A 19,174-nucleotide genomic window follows, 5' to 3' on the forward strand; every position below is an offset into this window, starting at 1 on the left:
CCCCTAAGTTTATAATTCCAAAAACTTTTGTAACCGCTTAACTTTCTGTCTTTATTTTAATATGTTATACTTTTTACGTCAATAGGTTTTTAGTATAACACATTAAATATTTTCAATTTAAATTAGTATGCGTTATTCAAACAAAAAAACAGCCATATTTATACGTACGACTGTTTTACATTAATTATTCTTCATATTCCGCATGCAAAGAAGTAGATGGGACTAAAAATTTAAAAAACTGAGCTAACTCTGCTGCTTCCTCTTCTGATCCTAATTTAAAAACTTCCTGTATATGTTGCACATTTTCTACATCATCTCGTCCAAGTAAGGTAGACCTTCCTGTTTGCATGCAAACAATGAGCGGCTTTCCAAAAAACATATTTGTATAAATAACACCAAAATCATAACGAGTATCATATGTCATAAACCCCAAAAATCGTACCTTCACACTTTCATGCTCATCATACAATTTTTCAAACATCGGTTTCCACCTTTCTACATCACCTTTCATTAGTATATTAAACAAAAAAAGGAATACTCCTTTTAATTGTCAAAAAATTCAGTAGGATGTAAAATGATAGTATTCTACTAAGTTAGGGGGAACTTATATGCAACATGCCTTTATTACGCTTGTACCTAAATCTAATCAACAATCTGTTTCAATAGATGATATAAAACAACTTTTTCAGTACTATAAAACAGTTACTTCCAAAACTGGTGTCCAAATTAATTACGCTTATACAAATACCGCTTTTCCTTATGAAATTTTAGATACATCAGCAACAACATTAAAACTACAATCTACTCACGATCGATATGACTCCATTTATGTTGGTGTTGGTATAGAAAAGGAACAATCTTTTATTCAGATTTCTTTACCACCTAATGCAACATTCGGTGATAAAGGAAAAGCAAATGAGTTTTGCCGTTTTCTAGCGAAGAAATTAGAAGGAGAGTTACAATTATTTAATGGAAGAACAATGTATTTCTATAAACGTTAATTTAAAGAATAGAAAATATGATTAAGAAAAGTATGCAATTTGAACACGTAAGGAATAAAGCCTGCTTTCTGATGTGCAATACAAAATATGCAATCACATATGCTAAATAAAGGAATACAAAAAATAGAATAACTTTGTAATGCAACTTATCACCATTTGACAATGATAATACAACAGAAAAACCACTCCATAATAAAAAATGATAAAATATAACATGTAATATTCTCATGGAATCTTCTCCTTTGACATGCTCTATTTTATTAATATATGGAATTATGTTTGAATCAATTACATATTATACGAAAGCATATATACAGCTTTTGAATTCATATATGTTTTACCGATTCATTTAAAGTATTATATATTCATTCGACAAGTACATATAAAGACCTTGCAAGCCATTTTATTAAAATAAAAAATAGCCCATCTCTTTAAATAAGAGATGGGCTATTTTCATTACTTAAATTATTTTACAATGTGAATTGGCATTCCAAGAGCAACTTCAGCTGCTTCCATTGTGATTTCACCTAATGTTGGGTGAGCATGGATTGTTTGAGCGATATCTTCTGCAGTCATTCCTGCTTCGATAGCTAAACCAATCTCAGAGATAATATCAGAAGCGCCTGCACCTGCAACTTGAGCACCTACAAGAAGACCATCTTCTTTACGTGTTACAAGTTGTAGGAAACCGTCAGTGCTGTTTAATGATAACGCACGACCGTTAGCAGCGAATGGGAACTTAGATACAGCTACTGTCATTCCTGCTTCTTCAGCTTGTTTCTTAGTGTAACCAACAGATGCTAATTCTGGATCAGTGAAGCATACTGCAGGAATTCCGATGTAATCGATTGCTGATGCATGGCCACTAATTGCTTCAACAGCTACTTTACCTTCGTAAGAAGCTTTGTGAGCTAATGGTGGTCCAGGAACGATATCACCGATTGCATAGATGTTTGGTACGTTTGTACGACATTGCTCATCGATTTCGATGATGCCGCGGTCAGTCATTTTAACTCCAACTTGCTCAAGACCGATTTCTTGAGTGTTTGGACGACGACCTACAGTTACTAATACGTAATCTGCTTCTACAGTTTGGATTTCACCTTTAACTTCAAAGCTAACTTTTACGCCAGTTTCTGTTTCTTCAACGCCTTTAGCCATAGCTTTTGTATGGATATTTACGTTACCTTTCTTTTGAAGAGCACGTTTAACAACAGAGCTCATAGCTTTTTCGAAACCAGCTAAGATTTCGTCGCCAGCTTCTACTACAGTAACTTCTGTACCGAAGTTAGCATATGCAGTACCTAATTCCATACCGATGTAACCGCCGCCGATTACAACAAGTTTTTTAGGGATTTCAGGTAAGCTTAAAGCGCCTGTAGAGTTGATAACACGTTTAGAGTATTTGAATCCAGGAATTTCGATTGGTGTAGAACCAGTTGCAAGAACAGCATTTTTAAACGTGTAAGTTTGAGCTGCATCTTCAGTCATTACGCGTAATGTGTTAGCATCTACGAAGTAAGCTTCACCGCGAATGATTTCAACTTTGTTACCTTTAAGAAGGCCTTCAACACCGCCAGTTAATTTCTTAACTACGCCGTTTTTCCATTCTTGAACTTTTGTAAAGTCAACTTTTACGTTCTCTGCAGTGATACCCATGTCATCAGAATGCATTGCATTCTCATAACGATGACCTGCATTGATTAACGCTTTTGAAGGAATACATCCAACGTTTAAGCATACGCCACCAAGGTTAGCTTTTTCAATGATTGCTACCTTTTGACCTAATTGTGCTGCACGAATTGCCGCAACGTATCCACCAGGACCTGCACCAACAACGACTGTATCTAATTCAATTGGGAAATCTCCTACTACCATTGTTATTACGCCTCCATTACTAATAATTGTGGGTCATTCAATAGACGTTTAATTTGGTTTAATGCTTTTTGAGCAGTTGCGCCGTCAATTAAACGATGGTCAAAGCTTAGAGATAATGCTAATACTGGAGCTGCAACGATTTCACCATTTTTCACAACTGGTTTTTCAGCGATACGGCCGATACCAAGGATTGCTACTTCTGGGTGGTTGATAACTGGAGTGAACCATTGTCCACCTGCAGAACCAATGTTTGTGATTGTGCAAGAAGCACCTTTCATTTCAGCCGGAGCTAAACGACCATCACGTGCTTTACCAGCAAGATCATTGATCTCGTTAGAAATAGTGAAGATAGACTTGCGATCTGTATCTTTAACAACTGGTACTAATAGACCTTTGTCTGTATCAGCTGCGATACCGATGTTGAAGTAATGTTTATGAACTACTTCTTGAGAAGCATCATCTAAAGAAGTGTTTAACATTGGGTATTCACGTAATGCAGATGTTAAAGCTTTAACAACGTATGGAAGGTAAGTTAATTTAATACCTTTGTCAGCTGCAACAGCTTTAAACTTCTTACGGTGAGCAACAAGCTCAGTTACATCAACTTCATCCATTAATGTTACGTGAGGAGCTGTATGCTTAGAGTTAACCATTGCTTTTGCAATCGCTTTACGGATACCACTCATTTTCTCACGAGTTTCTGGATATTCACCAGCTGGGATTGGTTGTGCTTTTGGTGCTTCTTCTTTCGCTGCTGCTGGAGTAGCTTCTACTGCTGCTGGAGCCTCAGTTGCTGCTACTGCTTGTCCACCATTTGCAAATGCATCGATGTCAGCTTTAACGATACGGCCGTTCTTACCAGAACCAGCTACTTTATGGATGTCTACGCCGTTTTCACGAGCATATTTACGAACAGACGGCATAGCGATTACGCGCTCATTTACTACTTCTGCAGTTGCTGCTGGAGTAGCTTCCGCTGCCGGAGCTTCTACTGCTGCTTCTTCAGCTTTTGGAGCTTCGTCATGATCGTCACCTTTAAATTTAAGGTTTTCGTATCCAGGAGCATCAAATTTAATTAATGTATCTCCTACAATTGCAACTGTTCCTTCTTCTACAAGTACTTCAAGTACTTTACCTTTAACAGGAGAAGGGATTTCTACTACTGCTTTATCATTTTGTACTTCAAGAAGTACATCGTCTTCGTTTACTTCATCGCCTGGTTTAATAAACCATTTTACGATTTCACCTTCGTGGATACCTTCACCGATATCTGGTAGTTTAAATTCAAATGCCACGGAATTCAGCCCCCTGATTCATTTCATTATTATGGAATATGTACAAAAGAAACCAGCATGTGCTGATTTCTTTTGCACATGAAAAGCTAAAAATTAGAAGTTCATTACTTTGTTAACAGCTTCAACAATATCTTTATGGTTTGGTAACCATACGCTCTCAGCTTGAGAGAATGGGAATACTGTATCAGCAGCTGCAACACGTACAACTGGAGCTTCTAAGTTTAAGATTGCACGGTCGTTAATTTCCGCTACAACGTTAGCTGCAATACCAGCTTGTTTTTGTGCTTCTTGAACTACAACTACGCGGCCTGTTTTTTCAACAGAAGCGATGATTGTTTCGATATCTAATGGTTGAACTGTACGTAAGTCAACAACCTCTAAAGAGATACCTTCTTTTTCAAGTTCTTCAGCAGCTTTTAATGCAGCGTGAACCATAGCACCGTAAGCGATAACAGATACATCTGTACCTTCACGTTTGATATCAGCTTTACCTAAATCAATTGTGTATTCGCCTTCTGGTACATCTTGACGGAATGAACGGTACAATTTCATATGCTCTAAGTAAATAACTGGATCGTTGTCACGAATCGCAGAGATTAAAAGACCTTTTGCATCGTATGGAGTAGATGGAATAACAACTTTTAGACCAGGTTGTTGAGCCACTAATCCTTCTAAGCTATCAGCATGTAGTTCAGGAGTATGAACACCGCCACCGAATGGAGAACGAACTGTTACTGGAGCAGTCCAACGTCCACCAGAACGGTAACGCATACGAGCTAATTGACCAGAAATTGAATCCATTACTTCAAAAACGAAACCGAAGAATTGGATTTCTGGAACTGGACGGAAACCTTCTAATGCAAGTCCAACTGCAAGTCCACCAATACCAGACTCTGCAAGTGGAGTATCCATTACACGATCTTCACCGAATTCAGCTTGTAAACCTTCAGTAGCACGGAATACACCGCCGTTTACACCAACGTCTTCACCAAACACAAGTACGTTAGGGTCATTTTTCATTTCAACGCGTAAAGCATCAGTGATTGCTTGAATCATTGTCATTTGAGCCATGGCTTACTTCGACTCCTTTTCTTTGTAAATTTCATATTGTTCAGCTAAGTTGTAAGGCATTTTTTCGTACATGATTTCCATTAAATCAGTAACTTTTTGTTTTGGAGCTTGGTCAGCCTTAGCAATTGCTTGTTTGATATCTTCTTTTGCTTCTTCGATTACTTTCTCTTCAACTTCTTGAGACCATAGGCCTTTGTTTTCTAAGAATGTACGGAAGCGTACGATTGGATCTTTTTGTTCCCATTCGTTCTCGATATCTTTTGTACGGTAACGAGTTGGGTCATCACCAGCCATTGTATGTGGACCGTAACGGAATGTTAAAGTCTCGATTAAAGTAGGGCCTTCGCCGTTTACTGCACGCTCACGAGCGAAAGCAGTTGCTGCGTATACAGCTAATGGATCCATACCGTCTACTTGAATTCCGTAAATACCTGCTGCTACTGCTTTTTGTGCTACAGTTTTAGCTGCAGATTGCTTTTCTACTGGAGTAGAGATTGCATAACGGTTGTTTTGTACAACGAAGATTGCTGGAGCTTTGAATGCACCCGCAAAGTTCATACCTTCGTAGAAGTCACCTTGTGAAGCACCACCGTCACCAGTGTAAGTAATTGCAACAGATTTTTTACCACGTAGTTTCATACCTAACGCAACACCAGCAGTTTGGATGATTTGCGCACCGATAATGATTTGTGGAGCAAGTGCATTTACATTCTCAGGCATTTGGTTACCCATGAAATGTCCACGAGAGAATAAGAATGCTTGGTATAATGGTAAACCGTGCCATACTAATTGTGGCACATCACGATATCCTGGTAAGATGAAATCTTCTGCTTCAAGTGCGAAATGACTTGCTAATTGAGAAGCCTCTTGTCCAGCTGTTGGTGCGTAGAAACCTAAACGTCCTTGACGGTTTAAAGAAATAGAACGTTGATCTAGTACGCGAGTATACACCATACGGCGCATTAATTCTTTTAATTGATCATCAGATAATTCAGGCATAGCTGCTTCATTCACAACTTCGCCTTTTTCATTTAAAATTTGTAATGTCTCAAATTGAGCTGCGATAGCTTTCATTTGCTCATCAACATTAAATAGGGTCTTTTTTGTTTTAGTACCCATTCCGTTCACCTCTTCCTCTCTTGAACCATATTCTGAAACGCTTTCACTATCTATTAGCTAGAATGAAAACGCAACAATGTAAACCAACAAATTTATCTGTCGGTTGAGAATAATTTTGTGTACCTAACAATCTGTACTAATGTTTTTTCAGAAACATATTAATACAATCTTGATCACGTTTTTTAGTTTACAACTATTCTAATTACGATGTCAATTACTTTGAATACGTTTTTTTATAAATAATCTGCAGGTTTCTTCTACACAAACGTGTTTTTATTTTTCACATCTGTATTAGTAAGCATTAACCTGCTGTTATATTATTCCCTTTTTAACTTGTTTTTTCTCTTAGAATAATATGTAAACGATTTAATTCTCTTTAGTTTTTCTCTCTTCTTAACAAAAATATACAAACTCTTCTTCCTTTTATAGGTAATTACCCATACATTTCTACTCTTCCCTCCATACATTATAGTAACCGCAATATTAGCGGGAAATGATAAAGGAGGTCATCTCATGTACGGATACTCATATTGCTATCCAACTTGTTCATATCCTTCCTACGGTTATGGAGATTCTTGTGGTGGGTCTGGACGCGGCTTCGCCTTAATCGTTGTGTTGTTTATTCTTTTAATTATCGTTGGTGCTGCTTGCATTCGCTAATGTAAAATGAAACAACTATGGAAAGAAACAGACGGCTTTGCCGTCTGTTTCTTTATTACATACATAAGTATTCTATAGTAAAACGCTTTCCAAAGCGCTTCCCTACTTGTCGATGACTTTTTTCATCTCCTTTGGTAGACTAAAGAAGAAAGGAGAGATTACATATGCTTACAATGAAAGATGTCATTCGCGAAGGAGATCCTATTTTGCGAAACGTTGCAGAAGAGGTATCAATGCCGGCGAACGAAGAAGATACAACTGCCCTTAAAGAAATGATTGAATTTGTAATCAATAGCCAAGATCCTGAAATGGCTGAAAAATATAGTTTACGCCCTGGAATCGGATTAGCTGCTCCGCAAATCGGTATTTCAAAGAAAATGATTGCGGTTCACGTAACAGATACGGACGGTACATTATATAGTCATGCATTATTCAACCCAAAAATCATTAGTCATTCTGTTGAACGTACATTTTTACAAAGTGGGGAAGGCTGTCTATCAGTAGACCGCGAAGTACCTGGTTATGTCCCTCGTTACACAAGAATTACAGTGAAAGCAACATCTATCAACGGCGAAGAAGTAAAATTACGTTTAAAAGGTTTACCAGCAATCGTATTTCAACATGAGATTGACCATTTAAATGGTGTCATGTTCTATGACCACATTAATAAAGAAAATCCATTTGCTGCTCCTGATGATTCAAAACCTCTAGAGCGATAATAAAAAAAGGCGGGAGTAAATCTTCCGCCTTTTTTTATATGAAATGGGTTCCATATTCACTTATAGCAATCCAGCCCATTTTAAGCCATGATATATGCCGTCTTCACTAACATCCTTTGTCACATGATTTGCAAGTTTTTTCAAGTCTTCATGACCGTTCCCCATCACAATACCTGTCCCAACTGCTTCAATCATTTCTAAATCATTTAAGCCATCTCCAAATGCATACACTTGTTCACGGTTAAATCCCAACTTTTCAATGAATTTCTCAATTCCTTTTGCCTTCGAACCACCATTTGGAATAATATCCATTGAATATGCATGCCAGCGAATAAAATGAAAGTCTGGATACTGATTAATAAACTTTTCCTCTTCATTCACTTCACAGAAAAGAAGCGTTTGATAAATATTACGTTTCTCATAGAAATCAGGTTCATATGTCGGATGCTCAAAATTTAAGCTTCCAAAACCTTCTTTCACATAATCATGGTATTCCACTGATGCTCTCATATCTTGATGATCAAGATATACAAGTGGATATCCTTCTTGTTTTGCAAATTGAGTAAACTTATGTAAGGCAGCTGGATGTAACGGGTTATTAAATACTACTTCATCTTCAAATACAACGTACTGTCCATTAAAGCTAACATAATTGTGTATATTGAGTTCCTCACGAATATCTTCAAACATAAATGGCGCACGTCCTGTCGCAATTGCTACATGCACACCTTTTTCTTGTAAATGTCTTACTGCATCTCGTGTAGATTGCGGAATCTTCTTATCATGATCTAATAATGTTCCATCAATATCAAAAAAGACAATTTTATCATTCATTTGTCAAAATCCTTTCTGTTACTCTATATTCCTATTTTGATTATCGCTTTTCAAATTCTAAAAAAAAGTATAACATATTAAACATCTGTGAAGAAAGCGTTCACTTTCTGACCTTTTTTATAAAACCTGCATATATATATTAGTAAAAAATGTGGATACTTGTTCGTATGAATTTTCTTTTCTATTCTTTCTCATACTATACCTATAACTAACGGCTACTAATCGTTACTATAGAATAACTTTCCCTGTATGAGAAAGGACAAGATTCAACATTCACTTTTGTCTTCTTTCTTATATCAGAGACGGAGTTTTCACTAGTAATATGCATGTTTAAAATAAGGAAAGGAAGGAGTAATCATGCTGAAGAAGCTGAAGAAAAAGCTCAAGCGTTATTTAAAAGATCTAGTCCGTAAAAAGACAATCGCTTAAATTGTGCCCATTTCGGGCTTTTTCTTCATTCTCATTCGAAAAAACATGAAAATCGTGACTGTTTGCTTTATAATAAGTAACAGATAATGCAAAACATAGACAAGGAGAGGTTTTCCAAATGATTTTTAAAGTATTTTATCAAGACAAAATAACTGAGGTTCCAGTACGTGAAAATACAAAAGTTTTATATTTAGAGGCTACGTCTGAAAAGGATGTTCGTAAGAAATTAAATAAGTTCGCATATAATATCGAGTTCGTTCAGTCTGTTACTGGTGCTCATCTTGAATATGAAAAAGAAAACGCTGATTTAACATTAGCGGAAATCGTATAGTCATATGAAATTTCTAAAGAATGATCAGGCTGCCGTTTTTGCTTTAGGTGGACTTGGTGAAATCGGTAAAAATACATATGCTGTTCAATTTCAAGATGAAATTATTATTATTGATGCTGGAATTAAATTTCCAGAAGACGAACTCCTCGGAATCGATTATGTAATACCAGATTACACTTATTTTGTGCGAAACGAAGATAAAATTAAAGGATTATTCATTACACATGGTCACGAAGATCATATCGGTGGAATTCCTTACTTATTACGTCAAGTAAACATCCCGATTTATGGCGGGAAATTAGCAATTGCGCTAATCAAAAACAAATTAGAAGAGCACGGATTACTTCGTAAAGCAAAACTTTATGAAATTCAAGAAGATGATGTTATTAAATTTAAAAAGACATCTGTTTCCTTCTTCCGTACAACTCACAGTATCCCAGATTCATACGGAGTTGTTGTGAAAACACCTCAAGGACAAGTTGTTCATACTGGCGATTTCAAATTTGATTTCACACCAGTCGGTGAACCAGCTGATTTAACAAAAATGGCTGAAATCGGAAAAGATGGTGTACTTTGTCTCTTATCTGACAGTACAAACAGTGAAGTTCCAAACTTTACAATGTCTGAGCGCCGTGTGGGTGATAGTATTCAAGATATTTTCCGCAAAGTAGAAGGGCGTATTATCTTCGCAACCTTTGCATCAAATATACATCGTCTACAACAAGTTGTTGAAGCGGCTGTTGAAAACAATCGTAAAGTTGCTGTGTTCGGTCGCAGTATGGAAGCAGCGATTGAAATCGGACAAAACCTCGGTTATATTCGCTGTCCGAAAGATACATTCATAGATACATCTCAACTAAACCGCCTACCGGCTAATAAAGTTGTTATTTTATGTACAGGTAGTCAAGGTGAACCAATGGCAGCACTTTCACGTATTGCTAATGGTACTCATCGTCAAATTCAAATCATTCCTGGCGACACAGTTGTGTTCTCTTCTTCACCAATCCCTGGTAACACAATTAGTGTAAGCCGTACAATTAACATGTTGTATCGTGCTGGTGCTGATGTAATCCACGGAAAACTGTCAAACATTCATACGAGTGGGCACGGTGGACAAGAAGAACAAAAACTAATGCTTCGTCTAATTAAACCGAAGTATTTCATGCCAATTCATGGTGAATATCGTATGCAACGTATGCATATGAAATTAGCAAATGATTGTGGTATTCCAGAAGAAAACTGTTTCATCATGGATAATGGAGATGTTCTTGCTCTTCGTTCAGATGAAGCAAGCGTAGCTGGTAAAATACCATCTGGATCTGTCTATATTGACGGAAATGGTATTGGAGATATCGGTAATATCGTATTACGCGATCGTCGTATTCTTTCTGAAGAAGGCCTTGTTATTGTAGTTGTAAGCATTGATATGAAAGAGTTTAAAGTTGCAGCAGGACCTGATATTATCTCACGTGGTTTCGTGTATATGCGCGAAAGTAGTGATTTAATTAATGATGCTCAAACATTAATTACAACTCATTTAGAAAAAGTAATGGAGCGCAAAACAACACAATGGTCTGAAATTAAAAATGAAATTACAGACACATTAGCACCATTCCTATATGAGAAAACGAAACGTCGCCCAATGATTTTACCAATCATTATGGAAATATAAGAAAAAGGACAATACCTTCATGGTATTGTCCTTTTCTCTTATCTTAAAAAGTGTTTAAAACGATCTACTTCATCGTCATGACCAATTACAATTAATATATCTCCCGCTTGAATATTTTCCGTAGCTCGAGGAGATACAATAACTTCTTTGCCACGTTTAATTGCTACAATATTCAATCCAAACTTCGCGCGAATATCTAATTCGATTAAAGAATGACCATCAATTTTTTTATTTGCAATAATCTCTACAATACTATGCTCATCCGAAAGCTCAAGATAGTCTAACACATTACTTGATGCAATATTATTAGCAATCCTTTTTCCCATATCACGCTCTGGGTGCACAATGTGGTCTGCTCCTATTTTACTTAGCACTTTTTCATGGTAATCATTTTGAGCTTTTACAGTAATATTTTTTACACCTAACTCTTTCAGAATTAATGTTGTTAAAATACTTGAATTCAAATTATCTCCAATAGCAACGACTACATGATCAAAATTACGAATACCAAGACTTTTTAATACCATCTCATCTGTTGAATCTGCGATTACAGCATGTGAAGCTATATTTGCAAACTCATTTATTTTATCCTCATCTGAATCAATTGCCATTACTTCCATACCTAATTGAGCGAGTTCTCGGCAAATACTTCCACCAAAACGTCCAAGCCCAATAACAGCAAATTCTTTCTCTTTTTCACCCACAGGAATTCCTCCAATAACATCGAATACTATGTGTTTTTATTGTAACATACTTTAGATTTGCTACAAAAACCTGTATATCATTCTTATTTTTGTTTTTGCATATAAAAATACTGTTGTAAATAAAATGCGATACTGAAAATTAACATACCAAATACAAATATATTTCCAAATGAACTAAATGTTTCAAAAACGAATAATAACGTTTCTTGTCCGAAGAAAGCAAATAATAGTTGTGTAAATGCGAATAACAATGCCAATATATAATGATGTTGATGGAATAAATAATGCGTTGCACCTAAAAATGCGATAAACGAAATGATGAAAATCCACCAATTTTCTAAAAATAATTGCCAATCAGTAAAGTGATATCCATTTACTAATATCGCAATAATTCCTATAACCGCCATCGTTGGCACACTCCAAAATAATGCTCGTCCTCTAAAGAAGAGAGTTCCTTTCACATCACCTTTTTCATGTGCAATGTATGTTAGGACTACCGTACTTATATACAAAACTGAAAGAATTGTTAAAACGATAATAAGCCAAAAATGCAATTGATAATACTCATGCTCTATGTTTGTCACGATAGCTGCTAACATACACGGGATTAACATTCCAGTCCAACCATCTACTTTTCTTTCATTCCAAAACACCGTGTTACCAATCCGTATTCCTAACAACATAAAAATAATGATACCTAGTACAAATAATGTCGTTTTATTCCCTACTAAACTTGTTGAGAAAGCAATCAATCCAATAAATAAAAAGAGTACAAACCCATTCATAATTTCTAATACAGGTGATAAATATCTCTTCACCCATTTATATGTTTCGTCATATTCATGTTTATCTACTAAACGGTAGGCATAAAAACTTATCCCAAAATACACCGCCGCAATAATAACATACGCATATAAGACGAAACACAACATTGCACTGCTAATTTGCACGTAATTCCCCACCCTTTTTTCTATGTTTCACATTGATTTTACACACTTTCTACACGAAATGTAAACATATATAAGCTAGTTAACTAATCATCTTCTCAATAAGCGATAATGAATAATGAGCAGCGGCTTAAAACCACTGCTCATTGCTTTATCCATTTGTATGCCGATGTATATCCAAAACAAATATGAAAGATGTTTTCGTCTTGGAACTAACAAGTACCCACTTTAAATTTTTGCAAATTTGGCGAACGAGTTTACTTTCTAGTTCCTTTCCATTTCACATATTGATCTAAAAATGCGATAGCTTTCTCAATAGCCTCTTCATCTGGTTTTAATTTTGCGTGGTGTAAACCATATTCTGAATTTACCCCAAGCCAAAACATAAATCCAGGAATCGCTTGAAGCATATAACCAAAATCTTCCCCTGTCATTGCCTCAGTACATGTAATTACATTCATATCAGTTTGTTCACTTACAAACTGCATAAACTCTCTCGTTAATACTTCATGGTTATATACTTGATGATACATCGCCCCGTAGTCAATGACCGCTTCACATTGAAAGGAAGCTTCTATCCCTGCAACAATTGCCTCAATCCTACTTTTAACACGACTCATTGATTCCACTGATAACGTTCGGATCGTTCCTTCTAACCGAGACTTTTCTGCTATGATATTTTGAACTGTACCACCTGTTATTTTTCCGATTGTAATTACTGCACTATCAAGAGGGTTCACATTACGACTAATAACGGATTGAAGTTGTGTAACAAGGTGACTTGCTGCAACAATCATATCATTTGCAGTATGCGGATAGGCTGCATGTCCACCTTTCCCCTTTAAATCAACATATAACTCTGATGTATTCGCAAATAATAGCCCCTCTTTTGTTGCAATTGTTCCTACAGCATATTCAGGTGCAATATGAAGACCAAGAATTATATTCGGCTTCCATTCTTTTAGCTCTTCACTCTCTAACATAGGAAGAGCCCCTCCTGGCCCTTCTTCAGCTGGTTGGAATAGAAACACAAGGTCATCATCTATTCGTTCTGTTACAGCTGCTGTTAGAAGTCCTAAACCAATTGTTGTATGCAAATCGTGTCCACATGCATGCATCATTCCCTCATGAGTAGAAGCAAACTCATATCCAGTTTCTTCGGTAATTGGTAAACCGTCTATATCTGCGCGATAACCGATAATTTTTTCTGGATTTTTTCCATTTACTTTAACAATGACACCCGTTTTCCATACTTTCACTTCCACATACTCATTCGAAAGCGTTCCTATGTAATCTAAAATATACTGTTGTGTTTTCCACTCTTTAAATCCAATTTCCGGTATTTTGTGTAGATCTCTACGTATTTGAATGAATTTGCTTACTGCCATTTTTGCACCTCTATCTATAAAAAGCGTAAGAGCCCGTTATGCTCTTACGCTTTTTTTGTTTTTATTTCTCTGGGTTTAATTGACGAAGCTCTTGTTTAATCTCAGTTTTTGCTTTTGTCTTCTCATCAATCTCTTTAATTACACGTGCTGGAGTACCTGCAACAACTGTATATGGAGGCACATCTTCTGTTACAACAGCGCCTGCTGCTACAACTGCACCTTTACCTACTGTAACGCCTTCTAACACAACTACGTTAGCACCAATTACAACATCATCTTCAACAATAACCGGTTTTGCTGACGGCGGCTCAATAACACCTGCAAGTACTGCACCCGCACCTACGTGACAGTTCTTACCAACCGTTGCACGTCCACCAAGTACCGCGTTCATGTCGATCATAGAACCTTCACCAATTACAGCACCGATATTAATTGTTGCATTCATCATAATAACAGCATTGTCGCCGATTTCAACGTGGTCACGAATAATCGCGCCTGGCTCAATACGAGCTTTAATACCTTTTAAATCAAGCATTGGAATCGCAGAATTACGACGGTCATTTTCAACAACGTAATCAACAATGTGCTTGCTATTTGCATCAAGAATTGTCTTAACATCAGACCATTCTCCAAATAATACACCAGACTTTTTATTTACAAATGCTTGTACCGTTTCAGGGAATGTTACTTCTTTTAAATCCCCTTTTATGTATACCTTTACAGGAGTTTTCTTTTCACTTTTTTGAATAAACGAAATAATTTCGTTAGCGTCCATCATTTTCATTCTTGTTGCCTCCTAAATCCATTTATAATGTTACTCTACCAAACGATAGAGCGAGTAGCAAGATAATAATCCTATTTTTCCATTTGAATTTCTTCTATAATTTCTAAAAATGCCCGTACTTGCTTCAATTGTCTGGCCGATTCACTCGTCAATAACCATGTTTCTCTCGTTAATTGAACAGGTGTTTTATACATATTTTCCTGTACTTCTTTTAAAACAGTAGAAGGTAACAGTGCATAACCTATACCATTTAAAACGAGTTGTTTGCAAGTCTCAATTTGATCAACCACAATTGTTCTCTTAGGTGGATTAGAAAATAAACCATACCACCAATTTTGTATTTGTCCATAATAAGTCGAATCACTTTTAAATTGAATAAATGGTCTATTTGTTTCTTTTAACATCGAAATATCTTTTATTTCTTTATCCACTAAATAAAGTTCATCTTCAAATAATTGTTGTTTCTGACCTTTATATTCCTGTGTGCCTCTCAATATAGCAACATGAACGTCTCCTTCATAAAATTGCTTTTGCACTTCACTACTCCAGCCAGTAAACAGCGATATTTTCACTGAAGGGTATTTATGGACAAACTTCTTCAAAACAGGAGGAAGCCAATATTGACCAATAACCGATGCAACAGCTATTTTTAACGTTCCGTGAGTTTCTGTTCTAAAAACAGCTAGCTCACTTTTAATATCCTCTTCCTTTTGTAGCATCTCTTTTGCATAATTTGCGACTTTTTCCCCTTCAGGTGTAATTGTCAATCCTTTTTGTGAGCGAATAAAAAACTTCATTCCCCATTGTTTCTCCATAGATTGTAATCGTTGACTAAGCGCAGGTTGTGACACAAATAAACGTTCCGCCGCTTTTCTCATATTTGATTCCTGAGCTAACACAACCATCATTTGAAAATCATCAATTTGCAACTTTCTCCCTCTTTCCTTAGCTTCCATACACCTTATCTCAATAAGCTTTTCATCCTTAATTTAACTATATACTCTTATATTTTTTATCTTTTTAAATATAATACATACACAACTGATATGCACGAAAAAAAGTGACTTCTCCGCTTCTATGAAGTCACTTTTCTCACATTATCGATTATGTTGCCTTACTTTTTTATTCAACAATTTTAAAATCGCTCGACGCGTTAAAATCCCCTCAAAATACCCCTCTTCATTGACAGCGCAAATAAAAGGATGATCAATTGTCATTTCTAAAGCTTTTGCAAATGAATCTTCTAACTTAAGAACCGGAATGTCTTCCTTCATCACCTGTTCTACTTTCATTTCGTCAAGTCGCTCAAACTCAATGCGTTCTAGCCCTAACATACCGTCTAAAATCATAGCAGTACTAATTAACCCGTGCAATTTATACATCGGGTCCAAAACAGGTATCGCCGAATATCCAGATTTCACAAGAACGAGTAATGCATGCTCTAAACCATTCCCCATTTGAACATGCGCTACTTTTTCTGATGAAATCATTAAATCTTTCACAAAAATTTGTTGAAACTCGTCTTTCGGAATACTAATCATATTACATCCCCCATTTTCCCTTTTTCCTGCTTATAATCACCGACTCTATTCACATTTTATGACAGCGTTTTCATATTATTATTTTGTCCTTACATTATTTCAATAAAAACAAAATTACACAGTTATTTTAGCATACAACACAAAAAAAAGACTACCATTGCGGTAGCGCTTAATACCCTTTATTTTTTAATCTGTAAAATAACCTTGTGATTTTTTTATATTGCATCACATCTGTCTTTTTTAAACCATTCTCAATATCTGTAAGTTCCACAGCTAAAATTTCACTTGCATAATTTTGCTGAAATAAAATATCTAGTAACAAGCTCTCCTCTTCTTCCGTTAAAACAAATTCCCTTTTCATATACCCCTCTCCTTATACTCGCATCGTTACTCTTATTATATAAAATTTCCAACCTATTTAATAGATGTAATATTCAGTTTTTAATGAAAGATATATGAAAATATTTTTTATTTCGTATATCGATTTGCATAACTAAATGCCGCATAAGCATCCGGCTTAATTTTTGCAGTTAATCCCATCGCTTGAATTTTCGCTGTCATATCTAGAATAAATTCTTTTGTTAAACCATCATTTCCGATATCTAAGTGAATTTCCATTATAAATCCAGCCCCATCTTGAGCAAATGGATGCAATAAATCCCATATTGTTTGTATATGATTTGGAGTAAATAAGCATGCGATTTCTTGACTAAACTGCGTTTCTAAATATATTTTCTCACGTAAAGTTGCTGGCTTATCTTTTACTGATTTATGGTGTAAACACCCCCAGGCTCCTTTTCCAACACGATGAATATGAATTGCCGTAATAAACCTCGTATCCTTTTGATGCGCTTGTGAGTCTGTCCCAATGGATAAGCGATATAAATTTCGTGGATCCTTTTCAATGAAACTACAAATACGGCTAAAGACCATATCAAAATTTAAATGTCTCTCTGAAACATTATAAAATGTCTGTTCACCGGCCACATAGTCACGTCCTTTCAATTAGACAGACTTTTCGTATTCTCATTGTATGGGACAAAAACAAAAATTATAACTTTCTACCCTTTATTCGTTTCAATATTCCGAATTACATACTGGCAAACTTGGCACGTATAAATTACATTTTGATTCGATTGAGCCGTTAATACATGAATAATCTCAGCAGAATTGTGACAATTAGGACAAATCACAACTGGTAAACGTTCCATACAACACACCTCCTCGTTATTTTTATCCCGCTATCCGTCCCCCCCAATTGGTGATGGCTAGTAATTAGTATAGGACGAAGAAGCCCCACTGATTACAATTTCACTTTATTACCATTGTAGGAAAAATGAAAAATCCCTATACATATAAACAAAAAAGTAATAGAACTAAAAAAGGTGTTGCCATATGGCAACACCTTTTTTATATGTATCAAGAAATGATATCGTAAATCTCAATTGCAACCATGTCGATATTATCGAATTGATACACTTGAGGTTTTTCACCTTGTTGATACACTTCTAACTCATACATTTCACTTTTATCGAAAAATTTCACGCTACATTTGCGCTCACCGTTCACTTCAAAATAGCGTTGTGCTACTTCACCGCTTTCAGCTTGTTCTTGTAGACTAACAAGTCGAGTTAAAATTCCTTGGAGTAGAGACATGAAATCTCTCCTTTCTCTGATCTTCCTACCAATAGGTTTTACAGCTATACTCATTCTATCCGTCATAACAGAAAAAATGTTCCACAGTCTAGGATAAAGGTTATTGGCCAGAAACTCAACTAAAAATTTGTCGAAATGCGAAGGAAAAAACAGAAAGTGCATCTTTTGCCTTCTTTATTGCGATTTTTATACTGGAAGAATATAATAAAACACAGAAAAAAGGAGGAATTACAATGAAAAAAATTGAGGTTTACACACAACCTGATTGTCCGCCATGTGTCATTGTGAAAGAATTTTTAAAGCATAATAACGTTGTATATGACGAATTTGACGTAAAAAAAGACGCTGCTGCACGCAATCGTCTTTTATATGACTATGATTCTTATTCAACTCCAACAGTTGTAATTGATGGAGAAGTTGTTGCTGGTTTTCAAATTGAAAAATTACAACAGCTACTCAATATAGAATAGGTAAAAACCTATTCCTATTTTTATTTCGCTATTTATCGGCCAGTAAACGCCCGATTGGTGCCGGCTAATAAGCAGTGGGATATCCCCCACTGCTTAAATTTTCACTTTATAATTGTTGTAATCTTTTTATTTCAGTTAAAAGTTCTTGGCTTTCATGATATCCGGCCAATTTCCATTTCCCTTGATCTCTTTGCAATGTTACAATTTGATATTGTCCGCTTTTCGCCCGCTCATATACATATAAAATTTTATGCTCTTCATCATATGACATTTTCGTTTCTGAATGAAAAGAAAACGGTGCTTCTTTTGCTGGAAGTAAATATTCACCACTTTGTTTATCACTTCTACTATTTTCATCTGTAAATACTTGAAGGAAATTCTCTGTAAAATACGGTGATAACATTTCTATCATCTTATTCATCGGCAAATGCTTCCCACGAATTGAAAATTGGGTTTCATAGCCTTTTTGTATCGTTGTAAACACTTCTTTCTGATCAATTTTCACTTCCTCTTTTCCTAAAACAGTTGTAACACTATAACCAACTAGAAAGGCAACGCATACAAATAGAACTAACCATATTCCATATTTCCTCATTTTTTCACCTTCCCTTTAAGAGAACTTGTCTTTGTAGTATTCATTGTAACAATGATTATGCAAAGAAAGGGCTGGTTTCG

At 35.8% G+C, this 19,174-nt stretch carries 23 protein-coding genes and 1 pseudogene; 6 read left to right on the forward strand and 18 right to left on the reverse strand.

Going from position 1 to position 19,174, the window contains the following annotated elements:
• Positions 1-184: 184 nt before the first annotated feature.
• Positions 185-481, reverse strand: coding sequence for a DUF3055 domain-containing protein (locus PDL00_RS10340; RefSeq protein ID WP_048546469.1), 297 nt, complete (start codon positions 479-481; stop codon positions 185-187).
• Positions 482-608: 127 nt separating this feature from the next.
• Between PDL00_RS10340 and PDL00_RS10345 the strand changes: the two genes are divergently transcribed.
• Positions 609-1,001, forward strand: a complete 393-nt coding sequence (locus PDL00_RS10345; protein ID WP_242255164.1) for a DUF1885 family protein — start codon at positions 609-611, stop codon at positions 999-1,001.
• A gap of 1 nt (position 1,002) precedes the next feature.
• Here PDL00_RS10345 and PDL00_RS10350 read toward each other — a convergent pair whose 3' ends face one another.
• From PDL00_RS10350 to pdhA, 5 genes are all read right to left on the reverse strand, one after another.
• Positions 1,003-1,230, reverse strand: coding sequence for a hypothetical protein (locus tag PDL00_RS10350; protein WP_242255162.1), 228 nt, complete (start codon positions 1,228-1,230; stop codon positions 1,003-1,005).
• 236 nt (positions 1,231-1,466) lie between these two features.
• Positions 1,467-2,879: a dihydrolipoyl dehydrogenase gene (gene lpdA, locus PDL00_RS10355; RefSeq protein ID WP_061678278.1), complete on the reverse strand. Its 1,413-nt coding sequence runs from the start codon at positions 2,877-2,879 to the stop codon at positions 1,467-1,469.
• A gap of 5 nt (positions 2,880-2,884) precedes the next feature.
• A complete protein-coding gene (gene pdhC, locus PDL00_RS10360; protein WP_071713168.1) occupies positions 2,885-4,174 on the reverse strand; it encodes a pyruvate dehydrogenase complex dihydrolipoyllysine-residue acetyltransferase in 1,290 nt (429 codons plus the stop codon).
• Positions 4,175-4,267: 93 nt separating this feature from the next.
• Positions 4,268-5,245: a pyruvate dehydrogenase complex E1 component subunit beta gene (gene pdhB / locus PDL00_RS10365; RefSeq protein ID WP_000068163.1), complete on the reverse strand. Its 978-nt coding sequence runs from the start codon at positions 5,243-5,245 to the stop codon at positions 4,268-4,270.
• A gap of 3 nt (positions 5,246-5,248) precedes the next feature.
• Positions 5,249-6,364 (reverse strand): pyruvate dehydrogenase E1 component subunit alpha, encoded by a 1,116-nt coding sequence (gene pdhA / locus PDL00_RS10370; protein ID WP_097904475.1) that lies wholly within the window; start codon positions 6,362-6,364, stop codon positions 5,249-5,251.
• Positions 6,365-6,943: 579 nt separating this feature from the next.
• Here pdhA and PDL00_RS34850 point away from each other — a divergent pair.
• Positions 6,944-7,024: pseudogene (locus PDL00_RS34850) on the forward strand (YjcZ family sporulation protein); the annotation flags it as partial.
• A gap of 164 nt (positions 7,025-7,188) precedes the next feature.
• On the forward strand, positions 7,189-7,743 hold the full coding sequence (def, locus tag PDL00_RS10380) for a peptide deformylase (RefSeq protein ID WP_270728945.1): 555 nt from the start codon (positions 7,189-7,191) through the stop codon (positions 7,741-7,743).
• A gap of 60 nt (positions 7,744-7,803) precedes the next feature.
• Here the strand turns inward: def and PDL00_RS10385 are convergent, their stop codons facing one another.
• Positions 7,804-8,577 carry a Cof-type HAD-IIB family hydrolase gene (locus PDL00_RS10385; protein ID WP_270728946.1) on the reverse strand — a complete coding sequence of 258 codons (774 nt, stop codon included), beginning with the start codon at positions 8,575-8,577 and terminating at the stop codon, positions 7,804-7,806.
• Positions 8,578-9,124: 547 nt separating this feature from the next.
• On the opposite strand from PDL00_RS10385, the gene PDL00_RS10390 reads away from it, so the two are divergent.
• Together PDL00_RS10390 and rnjA are read left to right on the forward strand one after the other, a co-directional pair.
• Positions 9,125-9,337 carry a DNA-dependent RNA polymerase subunit epsilon gene (locus PDL00_RS10390; RefSeq protein WP_270728947.1) on the forward strand — a complete coding sequence of 71 codons (213 nt, stop codon included), beginning with the start codon at positions 9,125-9,127 and terminating at the stop codon, positions 9,335-9,337.
• Positions 9,338-9,341: 4 nt separating this feature from the next.
• Complete coding sequence (gene rnjA, locus PDL00_RS10395) at positions 9,342-11,009, forward strand: ribonuclease J1 (RefSeq protein ID WP_000670372.1); 1,668 nt, start codon at positions 9,342-9,344, stop codon at positions 11,007-11,009.
• A 38-nt stretch (positions 11,010-11,047) separates the two neighbouring features.
• Here rnjA and PDL00_RS10400 read toward each other — a convergent pair whose 3' ends face one another.
• The 10 genes from PDL00_RS10400 to PDL00_RS10445 all read right to left on the reverse strand — a co-directional run bounded on the left by PDL00_RS10400 (position 11,048) and on the right by PDL00_RS10445 (position 18,029).
• The gene (locus PDL00_RS10400) at positions 11,048-11,713 is read right to left on the reverse strand and encodes a potassium channel family protein (RefSeq protein ID WP_000504032.1); all 666 of its coding nucleotides are present in this window, start codon (positions 11,711-11,713) and stop codon (positions 11,048-11,050) included.
• Positions 11,714-11,796: 83 nt separating this feature from the next.
• Positions 11,797-12,663, reverse strand: coding sequence for a cytochrome C oxidase assembly protein (locus PDL00_RS10405; protein WP_242255158.1), 867 nt, complete (start codon positions 12,661-12,663; stop codon positions 11,797-11,799).
• 254 nt (positions 12,664-12,917) lie between these two features.
• Positions 12,918-14,048 carry an N-acetyldiaminopimelate deacetylase gene (locus tag PDL00_RS10410; RefSeq protein WP_270728948.1) on the reverse strand — a complete coding sequence of 377 codons (1,131 nt, stop codon included), beginning with the start codon at positions 14,046-14,048 and terminating at the stop codon, positions 12,918-12,920.
• Positions 14,049-14,109: 61 nt separating this feature from the next.
• On the reverse strand, positions 14,110-14,832 hold the full coding sequence (dapD, locus tag PDL00_RS10415; RefSeq protein ID WP_242255153.1) for a 2,3,4,5-tetrahydropyridine-2,6-dicarboxylate N-acetyltransferase: 723 nt from the start codon (positions 14,830-14,832) through the stop codon (positions 14,110-14,112).
• Positions 14,833-14,903: 71 nt separating this feature from the next.
• Positions 14,904-15,788, reverse strand: coding sequence for a LysR family transcriptional regulator (locus tag PDL00_RS10420; RefSeq protein WP_061678286.1), 885 nt, complete (start codon positions 15,786-15,788; stop codon positions 14,904-14,906).
• Between the two features lie 141 nt (positions 15,789-15,929).
• Positions 15,930-16,373, reverse strand: a complete 444-nt coding sequence (cbpB, locus tag PDL00_RS10425; protein WP_016086509.1) for a cyclic-di-AMP-binding protein CbpB — start codon at positions 16,371-16,373, stop codon at positions 15,930-15,932.
• Between the two features lie 169 nt (positions 16,374-16,542).
• Complete coding sequence (abbA, locus tag PDL00_RS10430) at positions 16,543-16,734, reverse strand: antirepressor AbbA (RefSeq protein ID WP_000817794.1); 192 nt, start codon at positions 16,732-16,734, stop codon at positions 16,543-16,545.
• A gap of 107 nt (positions 16,735-16,841) precedes the next feature.
• Complete coding sequence (locus tag PDL00_RS10435; RefSeq protein WP_242255166.1) at positions 16,842-17,306, reverse strand: ribonuclease H-like YkuK family protein; 465 nt, start codon at positions 17,304-17,306, stop codon at positions 16,842-16,844.
• 128 nt (positions 17,307-17,434) lie between these two features.
• The gene (locus PDL00_RS10440) at positions 17,435-17,584 is read right to left on the reverse strand and encodes a hypothetical protein (RefSeq protein WP_000440538.1); all 150 of its coding nucleotides are present in this window, start codon (positions 17,582-17,584) and stop codon (positions 17,435-17,437) included.
• Positions 17,585-17,792: 208 nt separating this feature from the next.
• The gene (locus tag PDL00_RS10445; RefSeq protein ID WP_000055151.1) at positions 17,793-18,029 is read right to left on the reverse strand and encodes a YkuJ family protein; all 237 of its coding nucleotides are present in this window, start codon (positions 18,027-18,029) and stop codon (positions 17,793-17,795) included.
• Positions 18,030-18,262: 233 nt separating this feature from the next.
• Between PDL00_RS10445 and PDL00_RS10450 the strand changes: the two genes are divergently transcribed.
• Positions 18,263-18,499, forward strand: coding sequence for a glutaredoxin family protein (locus PDL00_RS10450; protein ID WP_242255151.1), 237 nt, complete (start codon positions 18,263-18,265; stop codon positions 18,497-18,499).
• Positions 18,500-18,605: 106 nt separating this feature from the next.
• Here PDL00_RS10450 and PDL00_RS10455 read toward each other — a convergent pair whose 3' ends face one another.
• Positions 18,606-19,094: a DUF3993 domain-containing protein gene (locus PDL00_RS10455; RefSeq protein WP_242255149.1), complete on the reverse strand. Its 489-nt coding sequence runs from the start codon at positions 19,092-19,094 to the stop codon at positions 18,606-18,608.
• Positions 19,095-19,174 lie beyond the last annotated feature (80 nt).

It is taken from the genome of Bacillus cereus group sp. TH152-1LC (assembly GCF_027710505.1).
In the GTDB taxonomy this organism is placed as follows: Bacteria; Bacillota; Bacilli; order Bacillales; family Bacillaceae_G; genus Bacillus_A; species Bacillus_A mobilis.